Here is a 20,068-nt window from a genome sequence, read left to right on the forward strand (position 1 = left end):
CCGTGAGCGGCTATCCCGCCGGGAAGATGGGGATCGACCCGCGGACCAAATCAGCCGTCCTCTGGGGCGTCATCGGCTGCCTGTCGTTTCTGGTACTCGTTCAGAGCTACGCCCTGCTCGCCGAGCCGCTCGTGACGATCGCGCAAGCGCTTGGGCTCGCACTGCCGGTCGGTCTCGGTGCGGGAACCGGGGCGTACCTGCTCGAGCCGCGGCTCGCGTCGTGGGCGGCCGATCGCGGACCGGGAAACGAATCTCGTAAGCGTTAAACGACGGACGCGGCTATGATGACCTGAGCCAGGATGGCCGAATGGTAAGGCGCACGCCTGGAAAGCGTGTTCCCTTTGGGATTCAGGGTTCAAATCCCTGTCCTGGCGTTTTTGCCGAAATCGACCGACGAGCGGAGCGAGTCGCGATTTCGGTGAAACGCGAACGAAGGAATTTGAATCAGACCAGTCGCAGCGCTGAGCGAAGCGAGGCGATCGTCTGGGCGTGGTTCAAATCCCTGTCCTGGCGTTTTCTGTCGCGAGCAATCCGCGAGCGACGAAAACCCAATAAGGGGATTTGAACACGCGAGTCGCACGCGGTCGAACGGAGTGAGGCCGACCGTCTCGTATCTGTTCAAATCCCTGTCCTGGCGGATACCGTCACTGTAAGTCAGTGAACACATTCGCCGCGACTGCGCGGCGAATGCGTGTAACCGTTACAGTTGACGGTATATTCTGTCGCCAACACCGTGAGCAACGGATAGCTTCCGGATGGCCGACTCGCGACCCAGCATCGGCCACTATCGATCCGACAGGGAGACGGATCCTCGAGTGCGCGACATCATCGGCGGTCCTCGGCGTGTTCGGCGACGCGTTCGTCGATCTGCTCGTCGAGATCGCCGATTTCTTCCTCGACCTGCGCTCGAACTTCATCGCCGATCCGGTCGTCGACCTCGTCGCCGACCTGCTGTTCGACCTCGGCGGCGACTTCATCTTCGACTCGTTCTTCGACTTCCGCCGCGACTTCGTCCGCGACCTGGTCGTCGAGTTCGGCAGCGACCTCGTCCGCAACTTGGTCATCGACTTCCGCCGCGACCTCGTCTGCGACCTGTTCGTCGACTTCCGCTGCGACCTGCGTCTCGGCCTCTCGAGAGACCATCTCTTCGAGGAGCCGCTCGTAGATGGTCATTTTCTCCCAGATTCGAAGCAGGTAGCCGACGACGAGTCCGCCCTCGAACGCCGCGATCCGCGGGTCGACGCGGAACGCGAGGACTGCGAAGCCGGCGATGAAGAGCAATCCGTACACCAACTCGATGTGGAACTGCGTCTGCTTCCCCTGAAATCGACTTCGAACTGCCATCGAACCACCCCTACTAGCTGTTCTCATCGAGCGGGCAAAAACGTGGCCGCCTCACAGGGGGAGCTGGAACCGCCGCGTGACGCTGAACAGCAGGAACGCGGCCACGCCCGCGACCGTCGGCGTCGCGATCCACGTCGCCACGACCCGCTTGACGGTCGTCGGATCGAACAGCTCGAGTTGGTCGGCGGCCCACGTCGACTGTTCCTCGGCAGTGAGCCCCTCGGGCCGAGCGATCGCCTCGAGCGGCACCCTGCGACTCGCCCGGCCCCAGCCGAGACCGATCACGCACGTGGTGAGCATGACGGCAAGGCTCGCCGGGATGCCGGCCCAGCTCAGTCCAGTGATGATCGACGCGGCGATCAGTTCGACGACGAGCGACGCCTCGAGCGAGAGGTCGGTGATGTCCTCGCCGACGGTTCCCATCGTCCGAGGGCCGAGAACGAACGCGCCCGCACCGATTGCCACGCCGCCGAGGGCGACACCGGTGGTCATGTCCATCCGTCCGGATCCCACCAGCGGCGCGACCGCGTTGGCGACGTTCGATGCGCCGGCCGAGAACGCCATATAACACCCGATACCGATCACGGCGAGTTCGGCGAGCCGACCGCGATCCTCGGCGTCGAAGTCGAGCCGGGCCACGATATCGTCATAGAGGTAGCGGCCAATGAACGCGCAGATCCAGAAGGCGAGAATCGGCGCGATGAGCCACCAGATGAAGACGACGCCGACGGTTCGCCAGTCGAGCACGCCGAGCGCCGCTCCCATCCCGACCACCGCGGCGACGGCGGTGATGCTCGTGCTGGTCGATACCTTGAGGACGTTGCCGAGCAGGATGCCGAGGCCGATGAACAGGAGGATACCGATCGACGCACCGAGGGTGAGAGAGTCCCGGGGCACGAACTCCGTTCCTAACGTGTCGACGACGTTGGTCCCGAGGGTGAAGCCACCGAGCAGTACGAACGCGGCCATCAGTCCGGACGCCTGCCGCATCGAGAGGACGCCGCTTCCGGTCGCCGGACCGAACGCCGCTCCGGTCGACGAGCCTCCGATGTTGACGCCGACGAAGACGGCCACGGCTATGCCGACGATGTATATCACCGACAGCGCCATACGTCGGTTCTATGACGCTGCATCTGCAAAAGAACGCCGGTCGACGGGTCGGAGCCGCGATAGTGCGACCGAGTGACGGGCCTATGAACCGGATCCCGTCGACTCGCTGACGACAGCAGACAGCGACGGCTCGTCCGGCGAACGACGGCGAGGACGACGAGGACGAGTTTCGAAAGGGAAGGGTACGGAAGTGGAGCGCGTTACCGCTCGAGTTCGACAGGGGCGTCGGTCGCGATCCAGCAGTCGGGGTCATCCGGATCCCTGAGTTCCAGGCTACCGCTTTGACACACCACCATTTCGTATCGGTCGTCCATGCTGACCCCGACGGTGACTCCACCGAGATCGGATATCGTAACGGGGGGCGTACCGGCCGCTCGAGTCGGAGTAAGCGCGTCATACTACTGTGTGCGGGCGTCGTCCGGTCTGTTATTTCGAGGCGTCGAGCGAGAGATCCGCCTCGAGCGACCCCGGTCGTCCGACCGACCGCGACCGGACGAGCCTTTGTGCTGGCGGCCCGACGGTCGGGTATGTGCGGTCGCTACACGCTCGTCGCCGAGCAGGACGATCTCGAGGCGCGGTTCGACGCCCGGTTTCGGGACGCGGACTTTCCCCCGCGGTACAACATGGCTCCGGGCCAGGAGCTCCCGGTGATCACGAACGAGGAACCGGAGACGTTCCAGCGCCTCGAGTGGGGGCTGGTGCCCTCGTGGGCCGATGACGACAGCGGCGGGCTGATCAACGCGCGGGCCGAGTCCGTCGACGAGAAGCCGAGTTTCGAAGCGGCCTACGAGCGCAGGCGGTGTTCTCGCGAGTCGAGCGAGCGAGAGCGCGACACGCCTTCGGCGGGTCGGTGTCTGGTTCCCGCGGACGGCTTCTACGAGTGGGTCGAGACCGACGAGGGGAAACGGCCCTATCGGGTCTCCTTCGAGGACGACCGGGTGTTCGCGATGGCCGGCCTCTGGGAGCGCTGGGAGCCGGAGACGACCCAGACTGGCCTCGACGCGTTCGGCGGCGGCGTCGACGACGAGAGCGAGCGCGGCCCGCTCGAGACGTTTACGATCATTACGACCGAACCGAACGACCTCGTCTCGGAGTTACACCATCGGATGGCCGTGATCCTCGCGCCCGATGCCGAGCAGAAGTGGCTCTCCGGCGACGCCGGTCGGGAGGTGCTCGAGCCGCGTTCGGCCGACGGGATGCGAGCCGATCCGGTGTCGACGGCGGTGAACGATCCGGCGACGGACGAGCCGTCGCTGATCGAACCGCTCGAGGGGGCGTGACTGAGACGGGCTGCCGTATCGAGTTCTCGGCGACCCGTCCGCGGGTTCGCTGGCACTGACTGACAGCGATCCGTCTGACGGCGCGCGGAAACAGCGGGCGGGCGGCTCAGAGTCCCTCGCGCCCGCCTTGGGTGAGGAGGACGAGCAGCGAGAGGCCGGAGACGGCGAGCAACAGCAGGGCGGGGATGACGGCGTACTGGAAGAACGCCTCGCCCTGTGCCTTCCAGATGATGGTGACGAGGGTTTCGAAGCCGGTCGGCCGCAAGAGGAGGGTCGCCGGGAGCTCTTTCATCGTGGTCAGGAAGACCAGCGCCGCCCCGGCGGTCACGCCCGGCGCGATGAGCGGAAGGGTCACCTTTCGGAACGTGCGAAGCGGCGTCTCGCCCAGCGTGTGTGCGGCCTCGACTAGTTTCGCGTCGACCTGGAGCGTCGTGGTTCGGATCGAGCCGACCGCCTGAGGCATGAATCGGATCACGTAGGCGAACACCAGCAGCGGGATCGTCTGGTAGAGCGCCGGCAGAGCGGTCAGGCCGTACGTCTGGCGGATACCCTCGTAGGCCGTGGCGAAGGAAACGAGCGCAAGCCCGAGGACGATCCCCGGCACCGCGAAGCCGACGTAGGTCGATCGCTCGAAGATCGTCGACAGCGGCGAGTCGTGTCTGGCCGCGACGTACGCGACCGGCAGGGCGACGAGCACGGCCACGAGCGCGGCCGCACCGGCCACGAGCACGGAGTTGACCGCGTACTCGAGTTCGAACGCCAGTGACGGCCGCGCGTCGGGATCGGCGGTCACGAGCCAGAGCCCGAGGATCCAGAGCGGAACCAACAGCGCGATGCCGGTGACGCCCGCGGGCAGCAGTGTCGCCGGCCACCGCCACGCGCCGAGTTCGACGACGGGCTCGCTCGCGCCCTCGGAGCCGTCGCCCTGGACCGTCCGGTCGGGGCGAGCCCACCACTCGAGGACGAGGACGACGAGCACGATGACGAGCAACTGGAGCGAGAGGAAGGCGGCGTAGTCCCGGCCGAAGGAGCGGTATTCGAGGAAGATCTGTTGCGTGAAGACGGGCAGTTGCATGATCGCCGGCGTCCCGAAGTCGGAGACGGCGTACAGCGCCGCGAGCAGACTCCCGGCGACGATCGCGGGGCGGACCTGCGGGAGCGTCACGCGGCGGAAGGCCGTCCACGTGTCGTGGTTCAGGGTTCGAGCGGCGTCGAGGAGCGTCGTGTCGAACGAGAGCAGCGCGGCCCGCACCGTCAGGTAGACGTAGGGATAGGTGTAGAGCGTGATGACGAGCGTCGCGCCCGGTAACCCGTAGATCTCGGGCAATTCTTGGATGCCCAGCGGCTCGAGAATCGACTGGAACTCGCCCTGCGGGCCGAACGCGGAGACGAAGGCGAACGCGCCGATGTAGCTCGGGACGACCAGCGGGAGGGCGGCGACGACGGCCCAGAACCGGCGGAAGGGAAGGTCCGTCTGGACGGTGAGCCACGCCAGCGGGACGCCGATCAGCGCCGACAGCACCGTGACGCCGGTCATGAGCAGGAGGCTGTTCGTGACGACCGTCGCGGTCTGCGGACGGACGAGCATCTCCCAGAGCCGACCCGTCTCGACGGTCGTCGCCTCGAACACGAGATACGTGAGCGGGAACAGCACGCTCACGGCGATGACGCCGGACAGGAGCAGCAGTCCGAGCGGCGGTCCGTCGGTCGTCTCGCGTCGGCGTGAGAGGAGTGATCTCATAGAGCGCTCGTCTGAAGTGATGTGGTCGTGTGTCGCGCGTAGTAGGCCAGTCGGTCGGACGCGGCGGAATAGCTGACGGTTCCCGTCCGCTCATCCGGGTATTCTCGGGGATGACGGTCGATCATGTTCGTCGACTCCGGCCGACAGTAGTCGCAGTCCGCGACGGGTCGGGAGTTACTCGAGCGTCTCGTTCCAACGAGTATAAGGTTTAGGTTTGCCTAATCCCCTTGCATGGAGCTGACCAGGCGAGACGCGGTCGCCGCGCTGGCGGCGCTCGGCGTCGGCGGGGGGACGCTGTCGGGCTGTGCGGCCCCGACCGGATCCGCCCCCGACGGGAGCGACGGCGATCCGTCGGCCGATATCGACACCGAGCGGATTCGCGAGACGCTGGTCGCGGTCGCCGAGGTCGTCTACCCCAGCGAGGTCACCGGCACGGCGACGTTCGTCGAGGCCTTCCTCGAAGGGCGACTCGAGGATCGGTCCCACGCGGCGAACGTCGACGCCGCCGTCGCGGAACTGAACGAGCGCGCCGAACAGTGGTTCGGCGATACGTTTTCGGCCCTGTCACCCGACGACCGGGATCGGTGTCTGCGGGAGGTCGGCGCGGATACCGCGGCGGAAGATCCCGAGGGGCGGCCCGCCGAACGGATGCGCTACTACGTCGTCAACGAACTGCTGTTGGCACTGTACACCTCGCCGACGGGCGGCGAGTTAGCCGGCATCGAGAACCCGATCGGTCACCCGGGCGGACTCGAGAGCTACCAGCGGGGGCCCGGCGCGTGAGCGACGGTCGACCGCCCGCCGAGTCGGCGGAGCCGATCGCCGACGGGGACGCGGATCGGACGCCGGTCGCGGACGCCGACATCTGCGTGATCGGTGCGGGTCCCGCCGGCGGAATCGTCGCGGATCGGCTCGCCGAGGCCGGCCGCGAGGTCGTGATCCTCGAGGCCGGGCCGCGGTTCGATCCGGCCGACAGACTTGCCAGACAGGAGCGGGCGATCAGACCGGCGTACGGCCGGCAGGACGTCTGGGACGGCGATCCGGAGCGCGACGCGTACTCGGCGTCGGGCGAGCGACACTACCCGCTGAACCGCGCTCGGGTCAAGGGCGTCGGTGGGTCGACGCTCCACTGGCAGGGAATGGTGATGCGCCTTCACGAGGCCGATTTCGACTCTCAGAGCGTGCGCGGTGTCGGCGCAGACTGGCCGATCGACTACGAGGACCTCCGACCGTACTACGCGCAGGCCGAGCGGGAACTGGGAATCGCCGGTGCCGCCGACAACCCCTTCGCGCCGCCCCGCGAGGAGCCCCATCCGATGCCGGCGTTTCCGCCCTCCTACAGCGACGGCCTGTTCGCCGAGGCCTGCGACGAACTCGAGATCGCGATGCACTCCGTGCCCAACGCGCGCAACTCCGAGGGCTACGACGACCGCAGCGCCTGCGTCGGCTACGGCACCTGCCGCCCGGTCTGTCCCTCCGGCGCGAAGTACGACGCGACCGTCCACGTCGAGCGCGCTGAGAGCCAGGGCGCGACCGTGATCGATCGCGCGCCCGTCCAGCGACTCGAGCACGACGCCGACTCGATTTCGGCGGCGGTCTACGCCACGCCCGACGACGAGACGCATCGACAGGAGGCCGACGCCTTCGTCGTCGCCTGCGGCGGCGTCGAGACGCCCCGCCTCCTGTTGCTCTCCGAATCGAGTCGGTACCCCGACGGACTGGCTAACTCGAGCGGTCTCGTCGGCCGGTACTTCATGGAGCACTGCTTCGCGGGCACGTTCGGCGTCCTCGACGAGCCGACCCGGCAGAACCACGTCGGCTTCCACACCAGCGAGTCCCACCAGTTCTACGACGACGCCGACGCGGAGTACGCCCCCTTCAAACTCGAGTTCTTCAACTTCGCCGGTCCGTCGCCGGTCGGGATGGCGCTGACCGGCGACGACTGGGGCGACGACCTGCTCGAGCGAATCCGAGACGGGTACGGCGACCACATCGCGGTGGGCGCGCTGGTCGAACAGCTGCCCCGCGAGGACAGCTACGTCGGACTCGACCCCGACAGGACCGACGATCGGGACAACCCCGTCCCCGACGTCCACTGGACCGTCGGCGATCGGGCCCTGCGGACGATCGAGCGAGCGAACGAGATCCAAGAGGACATCTTCGACGAACTGGGGGCCGAAATCACCAGACAGGACGGTCCCGAGCACGTCGTCCCGACCAATCACCACATGGGAACGACTCGGATGGGCACCGACCCCGACGAGAGCGTCGTCGATCCCGCGCTGCGAACCCACGACCTCGAGAACTGCTGGATCGCCTCGAGCAGCGTCTTCCCGACCGCCGGAGCGATGAATCCGACGCTGACGATCGCGGCGCTCGCGCTGAAGGCCGCGGATCACGTCCTCGAAAGTCTGTAATTGCCGCCGCCGATATTTTAGGCAAACCTAAACGCATAAATACGGCGGGCAGAGAGTACCGCCAATGAGTAGCGGAGAACGAACCGAGACGGCGGAGAGAAGCGATGAGCTCGACGAACAGTACACCTTCGACGACGTCAGCGTCGTCATGGGGACCTACAACGAGGAGGAAGCGATCGGGAAAGTGCTCTCGGATATCGAGGACGTCACCGACGGGAAGGCGGAGGTCGTCTGCGTCGACGGCTCCTCGGACGGGACCCCTGAAATCGCCCGCGAACACGGTGCGACGGTCATCGAACAGGAACCGCAGGGGTACGGCGTCGCCGTCCGCGCGGCGATCTTAGCGCCCGATCGGCCGATCGTCGTCACGACCGACTGCGACGACACCTACCCGATGGAGCAACTGCCCGAGTTCCTCGCCCTGATCAACCGCGGTCACGACGTCGTCAGCGGCGATCGGCTCTACCACGGTGCCGACGCGATGCCCGGGTTCAATCGCTTCGGCAATCAGGTCTTCGCGGCGATCGCGAGCCTGCTGATGGGCACTCGCGTCCACGACACGACCACCGGAATGCGAGCCTACCGGCGCGACGTCGTCGAATCGATCGAGTGGACCGAGAACACCGGCCTCTCGGCCGAACTCCTGATCCGCCCGCTGCTTCGGGACTACGACGTTCGGGAACACCCCATCGAGTACCGCGAGCGGGCCGGCCAGACGAAACTCGATCCGCTGAAAGGCGGTCTCGAAATCGCGCGCTCGATCGTCAAGGTCTCGCTCGAGGAGCGGCTCCGAGAGCTGCCACACCGGCCGTCGCAGTAGCGATTCCGCGAGCCGACAGATTGCGTATCGTATTCCGGTTCGACCCCCCGATCGACGGCCTCGAGGGACGATTCGGGTCGGGACGCTATCGGTCTAGTAATGGACGCTTCTCGTCAGGACGAACACCAGCAGCGCCATCAGGAGCGATCCCAGCAGGGTCTCGACGCCGGCGATAGTCCGCGCCGCCCCGCCGACCGGCTGGATGTCACCGTATCCGAGCGTCGCGAAGGTGATGACGCTGAAGTAGAGGCTCGTGAGGAACGCCCGAACGAGGGCGCGGCTGGATGCATCGGTCGGGTCTTCGATCCGGTACGTGACCGCACTGTCGGCCCCGACCTCCTGAATGCCACCGGTCAGCGGATAGAGTCCTGCGCAGACGAGGATCAGGAGCAGCGACGTCGCTACGACCCGCCACGGGCTCGTCCCGTACAGCATGATCCAGCGTGAGCCGGCGAGCTTGAACGCCTGGAGATAGTTTCGGACCCGCCAGGCCTGTCGTCGGCGGAAGTCCATCTCGCGCAGGTAGTAGGTGTGAACCCGCTCGGGGAACGCGTTCTCGTCGTAGAGTCGCTCCAGTTCGCGGTAGACCCACTGTGCGGAGTCGGCTCGTTCCGCGAACTGCTCGGTCGACGCCCGTTCGATCCCGTCCTCGTACGCCGTCCGCTCGCCGAACGACGTCTCGAGGTTGATCCGAACGTCGGTCAGCCCCGCGCGATAGAGTTTCGACCCCCGGAAGTCCGCGCCGCGGAGGTCGGCGAAGACGAACACCGCGTCGTGAAGGTTCGCGTCCCGGAACGACGTTCCGTGCGCATCGACGTCCCGAAACGTCGCTCGGCGGAGGTCCGCCTGCGAGAGATCGGCGCCGTCGAGGACGGCGTCCGTGAAGTCCGCTCCGACGAGGGACTGGCCGGCGAGAAACGACGCTCCGCTCAGCGACGCTCCTCGAAAGTTCGCCCCGTCAAGCCGCTTGCTCGGCTCCGCCCGCTCCCGTTCGTACGCCGCCGTCGGAACGACGGTTTCCGTGTGCCAGATGCACCAATCGGTATCCTCCCACGCGGTTCGCCAACAACAGACCGCGCCGGCGTCGTTCACTCCGCTACTGTTCGTGACGTAACCGCAACGTCGTTGGGTCATACGGGTTCTGGCGAGAAGTCGGTCCCTAACGTTGGTGCCTGATCGACCCGGCGGACGCTCGCCGACCCGCCGACGGCCGGAACGCGTCTACGACGCCGAGTCTCGCTCCTCGAGTCGCGTCTCGAACGTCTCCCACCGGCTGTGTGTCTCCGGCCGGTCAGGGAGGTAGGTCCCCTCGGTGCCGCAGTCGGTGACGAGCCGGCAGCCCGCCCGCTCGGGCGGCCAGATCGCTTGGACGCCGTCCTCGGTCGCGCGGACGGTCACCTCCTGTCGGTAGGTGTACGTCGCGCCCTCCGGCTGGACCTGCGTGATCGTCAGCACGATCTCGTCGGCCCCGTCGAACGACACGGCCTCGTTCGGCGATCGGTTTAGGCGAACGCTGCCGCGGGCGTCGGTAGCGTTCGCCCCTGCGTCGCTTCCGTTCGCCGCGTCGCGCTCGAGGGCCCACCCGACCGACAGTTCGCTGCCGGGGTCGGCGACGGTGTAGTCGGCGACCTCGCCGTCGTTCTCGAGGCGGACCCGCACCCGATCGATCCGATCGGCGATCCCGACCGTGGTGGCCCCCTCGAGTCGCTCGCCGGATCGGACCGAGAGCGGTTCGATCTGGGCGACGATCTCGTCGTCGGGTGTGGCCGTCCACTCGCCTTGATAGCTGTACCGGTAGTGGCTCCGGTTCGGATAGGCGTCGAGGACGGCGAAATCGCGTTCCGGGGACCCTTCGAGCGCGTAGACGACCTCTCCGTCGAGGCCGCCGTCGTTCCGGAGCGCCTGGAACGGGTGGTTCTGCCACTGGCCGTAGGGAGCCGGCAGGAAGACCAGCGCGTTCTCGAGGTCGCGCTCTTCGAACGGTTCGTAGGCGGACTCGAAGCGCTCCGTGTGGACGGCGTTGCGCTCGACCGGCTCCGAGAGGAGAGCGGCGTTCGCCGCGCCGGCGACGAGGAGGCTCGCGAGCAGGACTGCGAGGACGACGGCTCGAGCCGCCCGCGGCGAAGCGACGGTCGCGATCCGGCGTCGGACTGCGGCGTCGCGACACCGTCGAACGGCGGCGACGACGCCGAACCCGGCGAAGATCGAGAGGGGGACGAGCAGGTCGAAGTGATAGAACGGCCCGAACTTCGAGAGGAGCCCGGTGGTCGGGTCGGCCATCCCCGCGTGGACGTTGTAGTTGCCCCAGAACGCGAAGTTCCCGAGCGTGACGGAGACGAAGAGTCCGGCCAGCAGCAGGCCCGCGGTTCGGTCGCTCTCCCAGTCGTCCGCTCCGTCGGCTCCGGGGACGGGGAGCCACCGCCACAGCGCGACGGCCAGTCCGCCCAGCGCGGCGACCGTTCCGAGGAGGCCCGCCGTGAACCAGCGCGTGGCGAAGTACCAGAGCGCGGCCCCGTTCGCCTCGAGGGCGACGGCCGGCGTGTACTCCAGCGAGTGATCGAGGAGTTCGCGGTGGCCGAACCCGGGTCCGTCGAGGGGGGCGAACGCGGCGTACGGGAAGGTGAGCGGGGAACCCGTGACGCGAGCGTTGTACGCGAGCGTCAGCCCGACGAAGGCGAGTCCGACCGCGGCGGTGGCGGCGTTCCGTCGAACGGGGCCCGGAAGGGGTCGAAGTCCCTGTTTCCACCACCGGTCCCGAACCGAGTGCAGCACCGACCGGCCCGCGTGACAGATGAACGGCGCGGCGAACAGGACGGCCGTGTACGGCCGCGCGAAGAAGGCCAGTCCGATCGCCGTGCCGGCCGCGACGGCGTCGCGGAGCCGCCCCCTGCGGACGCCGCGGAGGTACCACACCGCGAAGAGGAGGTTCAACAGCGTCGTCGGCGCGTACGGGAGGAACACCGACGACGTCAGTAACGTCATGGGAGCGGCGGCGAAGACGGCCGCGGCGACGACGCCGACCCATCGGTCGAACACCATCGATCCGAGGGCGTAGACCAGCGCGGCGTTGCCCACCGCGACGGCGACGAGCGTCACCCGCGGCTCGCCGAACAGCGCCATCGAGACGGCGTACATCGCGGGGATGACCGGCGAGTACTTCGAGTAGAGCCGGCCGCCGTCCTGCACGAAGAACCACGGCCGGAACGCGTCGGCGAGCTCGCCGGCCCGGAGCGTGAGCTGTCCCTCGAGCAGCATGGCTGCCTGCAGGAGGTAGACCCCCTCGTCGTCGTTGCTCGAGTGATGGGGGAAGAGCTCAATCGCGAGGATCGCGACTGTGAGGCCGGCGAGACAGACGACGGCGAACGCTGCGAGGTGAGCGCGGCGCGGTCGCTCGCCGAGGGCGTCTCCCGATCGAACCTGCCGAATCGGATCACGGATCACGAGGACTGGCGGGTTAGATGCTGATACCGTCGACGCTGCGCATCAGGTCCAGCGTCGGCTGGAGGTCGGACAGTTCGGACGGGTCGAGATCGGGGACGTTCAGTTCGTTGGTCGGCGGCAGTTCGCCGACGGGTTCGCCCTCCTCGATCAGCGGGTATTCGAACGTCTCCACCGCGAAGAACTCCTGGACCTCCGCCGAGAGCAGGTGGCGGACGAAGTTCTCCGCCAGCTCGGCGTTGTCCGTACTCTCGATGACGGTCGCGCCCGCGACGTCGAACGTCGCGCCCGCGTCGCCCTCGGTGAACACCGTCTCGATCGGCGCGTCCGGGGACCCCTCGAGGACCCGCTGGATGTAGTAGTGGTTCGTGAATCCGGCGTCGATTTCGCCGTCCGCGACGGCCTGACAGACCGCCATCTCGTCGCTGTACGCGGTGATACCGTTGTCGACGACGGCTTGAAGCCACTCGCGAGTCGTCTCCTCGCCCTCGAGCAGACGCATCGCGGTGACGAACGACTGGCAGGAGCCGTAGGACGGGGCCCAGCCGAGGTCGCCCTCGAAGTCGGTGTAGGCGTCGATGCTCGTGGGCATGTCGCTCTCGGAGAACGCCTCCGAGTTGTAGGGAATCGTCCGGACGCGGCCGGAGGTCCCGACCCACTCGTCGGTCCGGAACTCTCCGGGGACCATCTCCAGCACGTCGTCCGAGAGGCTCTTCGACAGCCCCTCGCTTGCGACCTCGCCGAGCGCGGCCGAGTCGACCGTGAAGAAGACGTCCGCGTCGGTGCCCGCACCCTCCTCGGCGATCTGGTTCGCGAGGTACGAGGAGTCGGCGTATCGGGGGCCGTCGACCTCGAACCCGTCGTACTGGTCCTCGAGGCTGCTGATAAGCGTCCCGACGAGGAACTCGTTTCGTCCGGAGTAGATGTGGAGCTCGCCCTCGAGGTCGGGCAGCTCCGCCATCGGCGTCCCGCCGGGCTGGCCGCGGCCTGCACGCCCCGAACCGATCTGGCTGAAGACGTTCTCCTCCTCTTCCTCTTGGTTCCCGATCAACCCTGTGCAACCGGCCAGGCCGGCCATACCGAGCCCGGCCGACCCGGCGAGAAACGTCCGCCGGCCCGTGAAATCGCGTTGCTCCGTCATGTGGTTTAGGCCGGCCTAAATGTACTTATAGGCGTCGATTCCCCGCGACCGGCGTCGCTCGCTCGAGGGCCGAGAGACAGTCGAGCCAGTCGCGCATGTGTTCGCCGACGTAGTTGAAGAACGCACCGTTGTTGTACGCCTCCCAGTCGCCGTCGGCGAGTTCGTCGGCCATCGCCTCGAAGACGTCGGCGTAGTCGTCCGCGTCGCCGCCGACGTCGTCGATGATTCGCCAGAGGTGTTCGTTGAGTTCGAGCCCCGGCACCTCGTTGTTCAGGTCGTCGAAGGTGCTGCGGGGAGCCTTGTTGTGCTCGCAGAGCGGCGCGCCGTTGTAGATCCGCTTGCCGAGCACGTCGCAGGCGCGCTTGAGGAAGACGCCCGACCAGATGTCGTCGAAGCGGCCGACCTCCCACTCGTTGTCGTCCATCGGGAGCTGGTAGAACGCGGGGATGACCTCGCGTCGGAAGGCGAGATTCATCGAGCAGACGGTGAGGTAGTTATTGCGCGCGGCGACGAAATCGTCGCCGAAGTCGTCGCTCGAGGTGCGGGTCTGGGCCTGGCCCTCGAGGTCGCCGTCCATCAGAATGCGGACGGCGTCGAGGTCGGGAACGTTGGTCCACAGCCCCTGCGAGGCGACGACCTCGCCGCCGCCGATCTCGGTCGTCCCGGTCTCGACCGTTTCGTTCATCGCCGAGTACGGGTAGCCGCGCGGATAGAGGCCGTGCTCGTCGGCGTTCTGGTAGAGGACGTTGACCCACTGTTCGTCCGAAGAGACTTCCTCGACCTCGCCCTCGAAGGCCAGGTTGTCCATGTGCATGCCGAAGAAGTCCTGGTCCTCGTGGGGGAGCGTGTCGTCGTCGATGAAGAAGCCGTAGTCGAACTCGTCGTGGGCCCACATGTAGAGCAGCCCGAAGCTGGTCTCGGCGTGGCTCGCCGCCGGCACGACGTGGCCGTACTCGGCGACGTCGCGGTCGGCGTACCACTCCTCGCGGCGGCTGCCGTCGAAGACCTCGCCCGAGACGCCCTCCTCGGCGAGCATCGCCTCCATCTCGTCGGTCTCGCAGAAGTCCTCGGTGACGAGCACGACGTGCAGCCGCGAGAGGTCGAAGCCGTGGTTTCGCGCGTTCGCGAAGTACGAGCGCATGCACTCGTACTCCCGGATCGTCGGAACGATGACGCAGATGTCCTGACTCATTGCCCCGTTATTTTTTAGGTTTGCCTAAAAGCTTGCCGGTCTCCCGCGTCGCTTCTGGGTTCGATTCCGTCGCATCCGAAAGCGAAATACCCAACGAGGTGACCGAACCGGCACCTCCGACCAGCGTCACGCCGTTTTTCAGCGCGTGATCGACGATCGCCGCGGCCAGCGCCGTGCTCGCACCGATCGGGGTGAGCCCGACCACGAGCGCCGTGAACGCGGCCTCGTAGAGCCCGACGCCGCCCTGAGACAGCGGGAGGACCTTCGCGAGGTTCCCGACGCTGACCGCCAGCGTCCCGACCGCAAGCAGCGTGCCAAATGCGAGCCCACCGCCCAGCGCCGCGAGGACGAGCACCGCCGTGAGCACGTCGAGCGCCCACACCAGTAGACTCCCCGTCCCGATCCTCGCCAGCGCTCGCGGCCGACGGGCGACGATCTGTACGTCGCCGGCGAATCGGAGCGCGGCCTCGAGCACCCCCTCGAGTCGCGGCCGACCGTCCGCTCGCGTCCGGAGCCACGCGCTCAGTCCGTGATCGGCCCGGGCGGAGGTGACGACGGCGAAGCCGACGCCGACGGTCGCCGTGCTCACGGCCACTGCAGCGAGAAGGGCGGTCCGCGCGCCACCGGCCTCGGCGGCGATCTCGAGCGGGCCGGCCTCGCCGCCGAGCGCGAGCCAGGCCGTCGCGAGCCCCGCGAGCGCGGCGATCGTCGCCAGATCGAACACCCGTTCGACGGCCAGCGACGCGAAGCCGGCGGTGTAAGGGACGTCGCGATGAGTCTTCATCACGTATGCACGGACCGCGTCGCCGGCCCGCGCTGGAATCGCGAGGTTCGCCGTCTGACTGACGAAGACGGCCAGCGTCGGAACGATCGTCCCGCCCCGGTACCCCATCGCGGCCAGCACGTCGCCGTATCGGCGACCCCGGAGCGGCCACGAGACGGCGTAGACGGCGATCGCAGCGCCGATCAGGAGCGGGTCGGCGCTCGCGATTTCGGTCGCGACGGTCCGGACGTCGATCTCTCGGAGGGCGACGAGCAGGCCGACGAGAACGAGTATCGTTCCCGCGATCGTCAGTCGGCGGCGAGTCAGCGCCGCGGCGAGTCGCTCGCTCGCTGACTCACCGCGTTCCGCGTCCGGCCCGCGGTCGCCCGCTCGCGAACCCGATCTCTCGCCCCCGTCGTTCATGCACGGGTCCTTCGGACCCAGATATTTAAGCCCACCTAAAACGCCTCCGGACGGGGGAAACGGTCTCTCTCGAGTACATTTCTGCCGGATGAAATATCCGCAGCCGTCCCGGTCAGCGCAGTTCGTCGATGATCTCGCGGGTCGACCGACGGACCGCCTCGTCGCTCGAGAGCCGGGGCTCCCAGCCCAGCGCCGAGAGCTTCTCGATCGAGAGGCGCATCTTTGGTACGTCGCCGGTCCAGCCGCGCTCGCCGCCGGTGTACTCCCGGTCGGGATCGACGCCCAGTTCCTCGGCGACGATGGTCGCGATTCGGTCGACCGACGTGGTCGTCCGCGTGCCGAGGTTGTAGGTGTTCATCGCGTCGTCGGCGTGCTCGATGGTATGACAAATCGCGTCGAGACAGTCCTCGACGTGTAGATAGGACTTCTCCTGACGGCCGTCACCGAGAATGGTGAGGGTCTCCGGGTTCTCCTGAAGCTTCTCGATGAAGTCAGGGATCACCGCCCCGCGCAGGCGCGGTCCGACCACGTTCGCGAAGCGGAAGTTCCAGACGGTGAGATCGTGGCTGTGGGCCCGCGCGGAGAGTAACCCTTCGTCCGCGAGTTTGCTCGCCCCGTAGGCACTGATCGGCTCGAGCGGCGCGTAGTCCTCCGGCGTCGGTCGCGGTGCCTCGCCGTACACCGTCGAGGAAGAGGTGTAAGCGATCTCGGTCACGTCGGCCTCGGCCATCGCCTCAAGGATGTTCCGGGTCATCCGCGTGTTGTCGTCGAACTGGCCGTGAGGCCGGTCCGTGTCGACGTGTTTCGACGCCGCGAGGTGGACGACGAGGTCGATCTCCTCGAGGTGGCCCTCTAGCGCGTCGGGGTCGGTGAGGTCGGCCTCGAGGAAGTCGGCGTCGTCGGGCACGCGGTCGCGGTCGCCGTTCGAGCAGTCGTCGACGACGGTGACGTCGGTGCCGTCGGCGAGCAGGCGTTCGGTGAGATGGGAGCCGATGAATCCGGCTCCGCCAGTGACGAGGACGTTCCGGCTCGAGATGGACATGGGCGGTGATTCACTGACGGTGCGGTAAGTAGTTGGGTTTCGGCTTCGGAGATACCCAGATTCGAAGGGGTGCGAAACGGTTGGCGCGGATACGGTGACGACGAGTGTCCTGCTTATCGTGGAAACGGGGAATCGCCACGCCCGTGGCGTTAGTAGAACGTAAGAGGACAAGGGATCGAGCGATGCTGTCCGAACGGAAACCTTAGACGCCGGTCGAGTACCGCAGGAGGCCGGCAAATCCGCCGAAGGCGTTGAGGAGCTGTTCGCCCTTCTCGAAGTCCGTCGAGATGAACTTGGTCTCGGTGCCGCGCTGTTCGGCGATATCGATGAGGTGGTCGATCGCATCCTCGCGGTCCTCCTCGGTTCCCTCGACCTCGGTACCGCAGTCGGTGCAGGTGTGGGTCGGCGTCGACTTGCGCCGGTCGACGACCTCGCGTTCGGTGGTGCCACACTCGGGGCACTCGTAGGTGATCACGTCCTTTCGGAGGTCCTCGCTGATCAGGAGTCGATCGACCGACCCCATCATGAGGTTCCGGCGGGTCTGCTCGAAGCCGTAGGTCGCCAGATCACCGGCGTTGAGTTCCTCGAAGAACTCCTCCATCACCTTCTTGTCCTTCATCACCTCGGCGTCGGCCAGCGCGTCTTCCGCGTTGTCGACGAGGTCTTTCAGGCCGGACTCGTCGGTGTAGGCGACGTCGAACTTGCCCAGGACTTCGTCCTGCAGTTCGTGGTGGAGGTAGTCGCCGTCCAAGAACTCGTCTTTGGTCGGCGATGGACCGCCGACGAGAATGCCGTCGATCTCGTGGCGTCGCGGCACGAACAGGTCGTTGGCCATCCCCGCGACCTCCTGATAGAAGTTGTCGATGGCCTCGAGGCGCAGCCGAGCGAATCGCTGGGCGGACTGGCCACCCTTTCGCTGCTTGCCGGGGACCAGCGAGGAGGCGGATTTGACCGGCTCGATGCGCTTGCCCTTCAGCCAGCCGACGTTGGCCTCGCGTCGGTCGAGGACGATCAGGCCGTAGAGGCCCTTGTCGGCGAGCATCTCCTCGAGCGGCTCTGTCAGGAAGTCCGAGTCACAGTGATAGCGGAAGGATTCGATCGGCTGGGGCGGACTCTCGAGGACCTTGGTGACCATCTCGGTTCGGCCGCCGCCGGAGTCGACGGCACCGGAAAAGAGCACGATGCCGTTGTCCGGCGGATAGGTGTCGTAGTATCGGAGCCGGTCTTTGATACTCGTCAGCGCGTCCTGGACGGCCGTTCGGGTCTGCTTGGACTTGATGTTGGCCGCTTCGCTGTGTTCCTGCGTGACGTGTTGGACGACGTCACTGATCTGTCTGTCGTCGGGAATGTAGATCGTCACGAGCTGCGTTCCGGAGCCGTCGTAGTCCTTGAGGTCCTCGATGACCTTCCGGAACTCGTACTTTTTCCGGTCCGAGTGCTCCTGCTCGCCCTCCTGGCTCATTAGCCGTATAAAACGGGGCTGTGGGTAAGAATCCTTTGACACACCCGCCGGGTGCCAACGGCTGCCGGTGGAACGTCGTCGCGACCGGGTTCCCGTACCGGAATCGTCTCGGCGACGTGTCGGTCCCTCGTTACGAGTCGGGAGGTGACGATTTAAGGTGATGCCGTTCCACTGTCCGGACAGTATCTACGTATGTCCCACGAGACGGTATATGCCATCGCGAGCGGGAAAGGCGGTGTCGGGAAGACGACGACGACGGTCAACCTCGGCACGGCGCTGTCCGAGGCGGGCGAGCGCGTCGCGATCGTTGACGCCGACCTCGGCATGGCGAACCTCGCCGGGTTCGTCAGCCTCACCCCTGACTCGACCACCCTCCACGACGTGTTAGCCGGAGACGCATCGATCGACGACGCCACCTACCGACTGGCGGACAATATCGTCGCCGTCCCGAGCGGCACGAACCTCGACGAGTACGCCGAAACCTCCCCCGAAGGGCTGCGGGAGGTCATCGAAAAGCTGCGGTCCCAGTTCGACTACGTCTTTCTCGACGTCGGCGCCGGCATCAGCCACGAGACCGTCCTCCCGCTGGGACTGGCCGATGCCGTCGTCCTCGTCTCGACGCCCGAACCCGCCGCGGTCCACGACACGAAGAAGACTATCGAGTTGACCGATCGCTCCGGCGGCGAGGTCGCGGGCCTCGTCCTCACCCGCACCCGCCCGGACGGCGACGTCTCCCACGACGAGATCGCCGACCGCCTCGAGGTGCCCCTGCTCGGTGCGATCCCCGAGGATCCGGCAGCCCGGGACAGCGTCTACGCCGGCACGCCGTTGGTCGTCTTCGAGCCTCAGGGTCCCGCGGCGGTCGCCTATCGGCGGCTCGCGACGGAGTTGACCGGTATCGAGATCCCGGTTCCGGAGGGCAGTGACGAAAGCGACGAGACGGAGAGCAAGGCGACCGCGACCGGTTCGGCGAGCGACGACGGTCGGGAGGCGGCACACGACGACGTCTCGAGTGCGATCACGGAAGCGGAATCGGATCCCTGATCCCGTCTCGGTTCGACCGCGTTTCGTCGCCTGAAACCCACACACTCGTCGGTAATCGGTGCCTTCCACCCTCGAGTCGTCCGTCGTTCGGTTTCGATGAGCCGAATGCGGCGATTATCACTGAGACGTGACCGTCATCGGAGCCTGACAGTCATCCCGACCGTATCGACGCTACTGACCCGGAACGCACTCCTTTCGATCCGTTTGTCACTCCCTTCCGACGTCGACACGGCGGGTAGTCGGACCCGAATTTATCGGTCCTGACGACAGAAACGGTAACGAACTGATTACTAATCATGACGGTTCTCGATGGGTCGTCCATGGAGCGACGAAAGATCCTCCTCGGCAGTGGCGCAGCGCTCGCAACCGTGCTCGCGGGTTGTTCCAGTGACGAGACAGACGACGACTCCGAGTCAGACACCGATGACAGCGAACCGCTCAACGACGACGGGGGCGGCGACACCGACGACACTGACGACACCGACGACAAAACGGCGATTCCCGGCCTCGACCGCGACAAGCTGAAGATCGACAGCGACAAGCTATCGATCAAAGACGTCAACAAGGACGACGACGAGATCGACGTCGTCGCGACGACGACGACGACCGATCCCGAGACGCTGCAGGCAGAACTGGAGTCCCTCGGAGAGACGATCGCCGCAGCGATCACCGACTCCGAGAAGTTCGCGGCCGAAATCAACAGCGTCACGTGGGTGCTCGAGCAAGACGGCGCGAAGGTCATGTCGTTCTACGTCGACGTCCAGTGGGCGCTCGCGTACATCAACGACGAGATGAGCGAAGACGAGTTCGTCGAGACCATCCTCGCGACGAGCGACGAAACCAAGTAACTG

General features: G+C 66.6%; 17 protein-coding genes and 1 tRNA gene. 8 read left to right on the plus strand and 10 right to left on the minus strand.

The window, feature by feature from the left end:
- Positions 1–2: 2 nt before the first annotated feature.
- Positions 3–266, plus strand: a complete 264-nt coding sequence (locus LDH66_RS07615) for a DUF7981 family protein (RefSeq protein ID WP_226480451.1) — start codon at positions 3–5, stop codon at positions 264–266.
- Between the two features lie 27 nt (positions 267–293).
- A tRNA-Ser gene (locus tag LDH66_RS07620) sits at positions 294–374 on the plus strand.
- A gap of 451 nt (positions 375–825) precedes the next feature.
- On the opposite strand, the gene LDH66_RS07625 is transcribed toward LDH66_RS07620, so the two are convergent.
- The gene (locus LDH66_RS07625) at positions 826–1,344 is read right to left on the minus strand and encodes a hypothetical protein (RefSeq protein ID WP_226480452.1); all 519 of its coding nucleotides are present in this window, start codon (positions 1,342–1,344) and stop codon (positions 826–828) included.
- A gap of 51 nt (positions 1,345–1,395) precedes the next feature.
- Positions 1,396–2,454, minus strand: a complete 1,059-nt coding sequence (locus LDH66_RS07630) for an inorganic phosphate transporter (protein ID WP_226480453.1) — start codon at positions 2,452–2,454, stop codon at positions 1,396–1,398.
- 527 nt (positions 2,455–2,981) lie between these two features.
- Here LDH66_RS07630 and LDH66_RS07635 point away from each other — a divergent pair.
- Positions 2,982–3,734: an SOS response-associated peptidase gene (locus LDH66_RS07635; RefSeq protein ID WP_226480454.1), complete on the plus strand. Its 753-nt coding sequence runs from the start codon at positions 2,982–2,984 to the stop codon at positions 3,732–3,734.
- 106 nt (positions 3,735–3,840) lie between these two features.
- Here the strand turns inward: LDH66_RS07635 and LDH66_RS07640 are convergent, their stop codons facing one another.
- Positions 3,841–5,475 carry an ABC transporter permease gene (locus LDH66_RS07640; protein ID WP_226480455.1) on the minus strand — a complete coding sequence of 545 codons (1,635 nt, stop codon included), beginning with the start codon at positions 5,473–5,475 and terminating at the stop codon, positions 3,841–3,843.
- Positions 5,476–5,706: 231 nt separating this feature from the next.
- On the opposite strand from LDH66_RS07640, the gene LDH66_RS07645 reads away from it, so the two are divergent.
- The 3 genes from LDH66_RS07645 to LDH66_RS07655 all read left to right on the plus strand — a co-directional run bounded on the left by LDH66_RS07645 (position 5,707) and on the right by LDH66_RS07655 (position 8,712).
- Positions 5,707–6,258 carry a gluconate 2-dehydrogenase subunit 3 family protein gene (locus LDH66_RS07645; protein WP_226480456.1) on the plus strand — a complete coding sequence of 184 codons (552 nt, stop codon included), beginning with the start codon at positions 5,707–5,709 and terminating at the stop codon, positions 6,256–6,258.
- Positions 6,255–7,892, plus strand: a complete 1,638-nt coding sequence (locus LDH66_RS07650; RefSeq protein ID WP_226480457.1) for a GMC family oxidoreductase — start codon at positions 6,255–6,257, stop codon at positions 7,890–7,892. The genes LDH66_RS07645 and LDH66_RS07650 overlap by 4 nt, the downstream gene beginning before the upstream one ends.
- 64 nt (positions 7,893–7,956) lie before the next feature.
- Complete coding sequence (locus LDH66_RS07655) at positions 7,957–8,712, plus strand: dolichyl-phosphate hexose transferase (protein ID WP_226480458.1); 756 nt, start codon at positions 7,957–7,959, stop codon at positions 8,710–8,712.
- 93 nt (positions 8,713–8,805) lie between these two features.
- Here the strand turns inward: LDH66_RS07655 and LDH66_RS07660 are convergent, their stop codons facing one another.
- The 7 genes from LDH66_RS07660 to prf1 all read right to left on the minus strand — a co-directional run bounded on the left by LDH66_RS07660 (position 8,806) and on the right by prf1 (position 18,173).
- On the minus strand, positions 8,806–9,846 hold the full coding sequence (locus LDH66_RS07660; RefSeq protein WP_226480459.1) for a pentapeptide repeat-containing protein: 1,041 nt from the start codon (positions 9,844–9,846) through the stop codon (positions 8,806–8,808).
- Between the two features lie 87 nt (positions 9,847–9,933).
- Positions 9,934–12,150: an ArnT family glycosyltransferase gene (locus tag LDH66_RS07665; RefSeq protein WP_425492909.1), complete on the minus strand. Its 2,217-nt coding sequence runs from the start codon at positions 12,148–12,150 to the stop codon at positions 9,934–9,936.
- Positions 12,151–12,166: 16 nt separating this feature from the next.
- The gene (locus LDH66_RS07670) at positions 12,167–13,291 is read right to left on the minus strand and encodes an extracellular solute-binding protein (RefSeq protein ID WP_226480461.1); all 1,125 of its coding nucleotides are present in this window, start codon (positions 13,289–13,291) and stop codon (positions 12,167–12,169) included.
- A 25-nt stretch (positions 13,292–13,316) separates the two neighbouring features.
- On the minus strand, positions 13,317–14,483 hold the full coding sequence (locus tag LDH66_RS07675) for an alpha-1 4-glucan-protein synthase (RefSeq protein WP_226480462.1): 1,167 nt from the start codon (positions 14,481–14,483) through the stop codon (positions 13,317–13,319).
- Between the two features lie 7 nt (positions 14,484–14,490).
- On the minus strand, positions 14,491–15,669 hold the full coding sequence (locus LDH66_RS07680; protein WP_226480463.1) for a lysylphosphatidylglycerol synthase transmembrane domain-containing protein: 1,179 nt from the start codon (positions 15,667–15,669) through the stop codon (positions 14,491–14,493).
- Positions 15,670–15,781: 112 nt separating this feature from the next.
- A complete protein-coding gene (locus LDH66_RS07685) occupies positions 15,782–16,711 on the minus strand; it encodes an NAD-dependent epimerase/dehydratase family protein (protein WP_226480464.1) in 930 nt (309 codons plus the stop codon).
- A gap of 202 nt (positions 16,712–16,913) precedes the next feature.
- The gene (gene prf1, locus LDH66_RS07690) at positions 16,914–18,173 is read right to left on the minus strand and encodes a peptide chain release factor aRF-1 (protein ID WP_226480465.1); all 1,260 of its coding nucleotides are present in this window, start codon (positions 18,171–18,173) and stop codon (positions 16,914–16,916) included.
- 192 nt (positions 18,174–18,365) lie between these two features.
- Between prf1 and minD the strand changes: the two genes are divergently transcribed.
- Complete coding sequence (gene minD / locus LDH66_RS07695; protein ID WP_226480466.1) at positions 18,366–19,217, plus strand: cell division ATPase MinD; 852 nt, start codon at positions 18,366–18,368, stop codon at positions 19,215–19,217.
- Positions 19,218–19,537: 320 nt separating this feature from the next.
- Positions 19,538–20,065: a DUF8159 domain-containing protein gene (locus tag LDH66_RS07700; protein ID WP_226480467.1), complete on the plus strand. Its 528-nt coding sequence runs from the start codon at positions 19,538–19,540 to the stop codon at positions 20,063–20,065.
- Positions 20,066–20,068: the final 3 nt, after the last annotated feature.

It is taken from the genome of Natrinema amylolyticum (assembly GCF_020515625.1).
In the GTDB taxonomy this organism is placed as follows: domain Archaea; phylum Halobacteriota; class Halobacteria; order Halobacteriales; family Natrialbaceae; genus Natrinema; species Natrinema amylolyticum.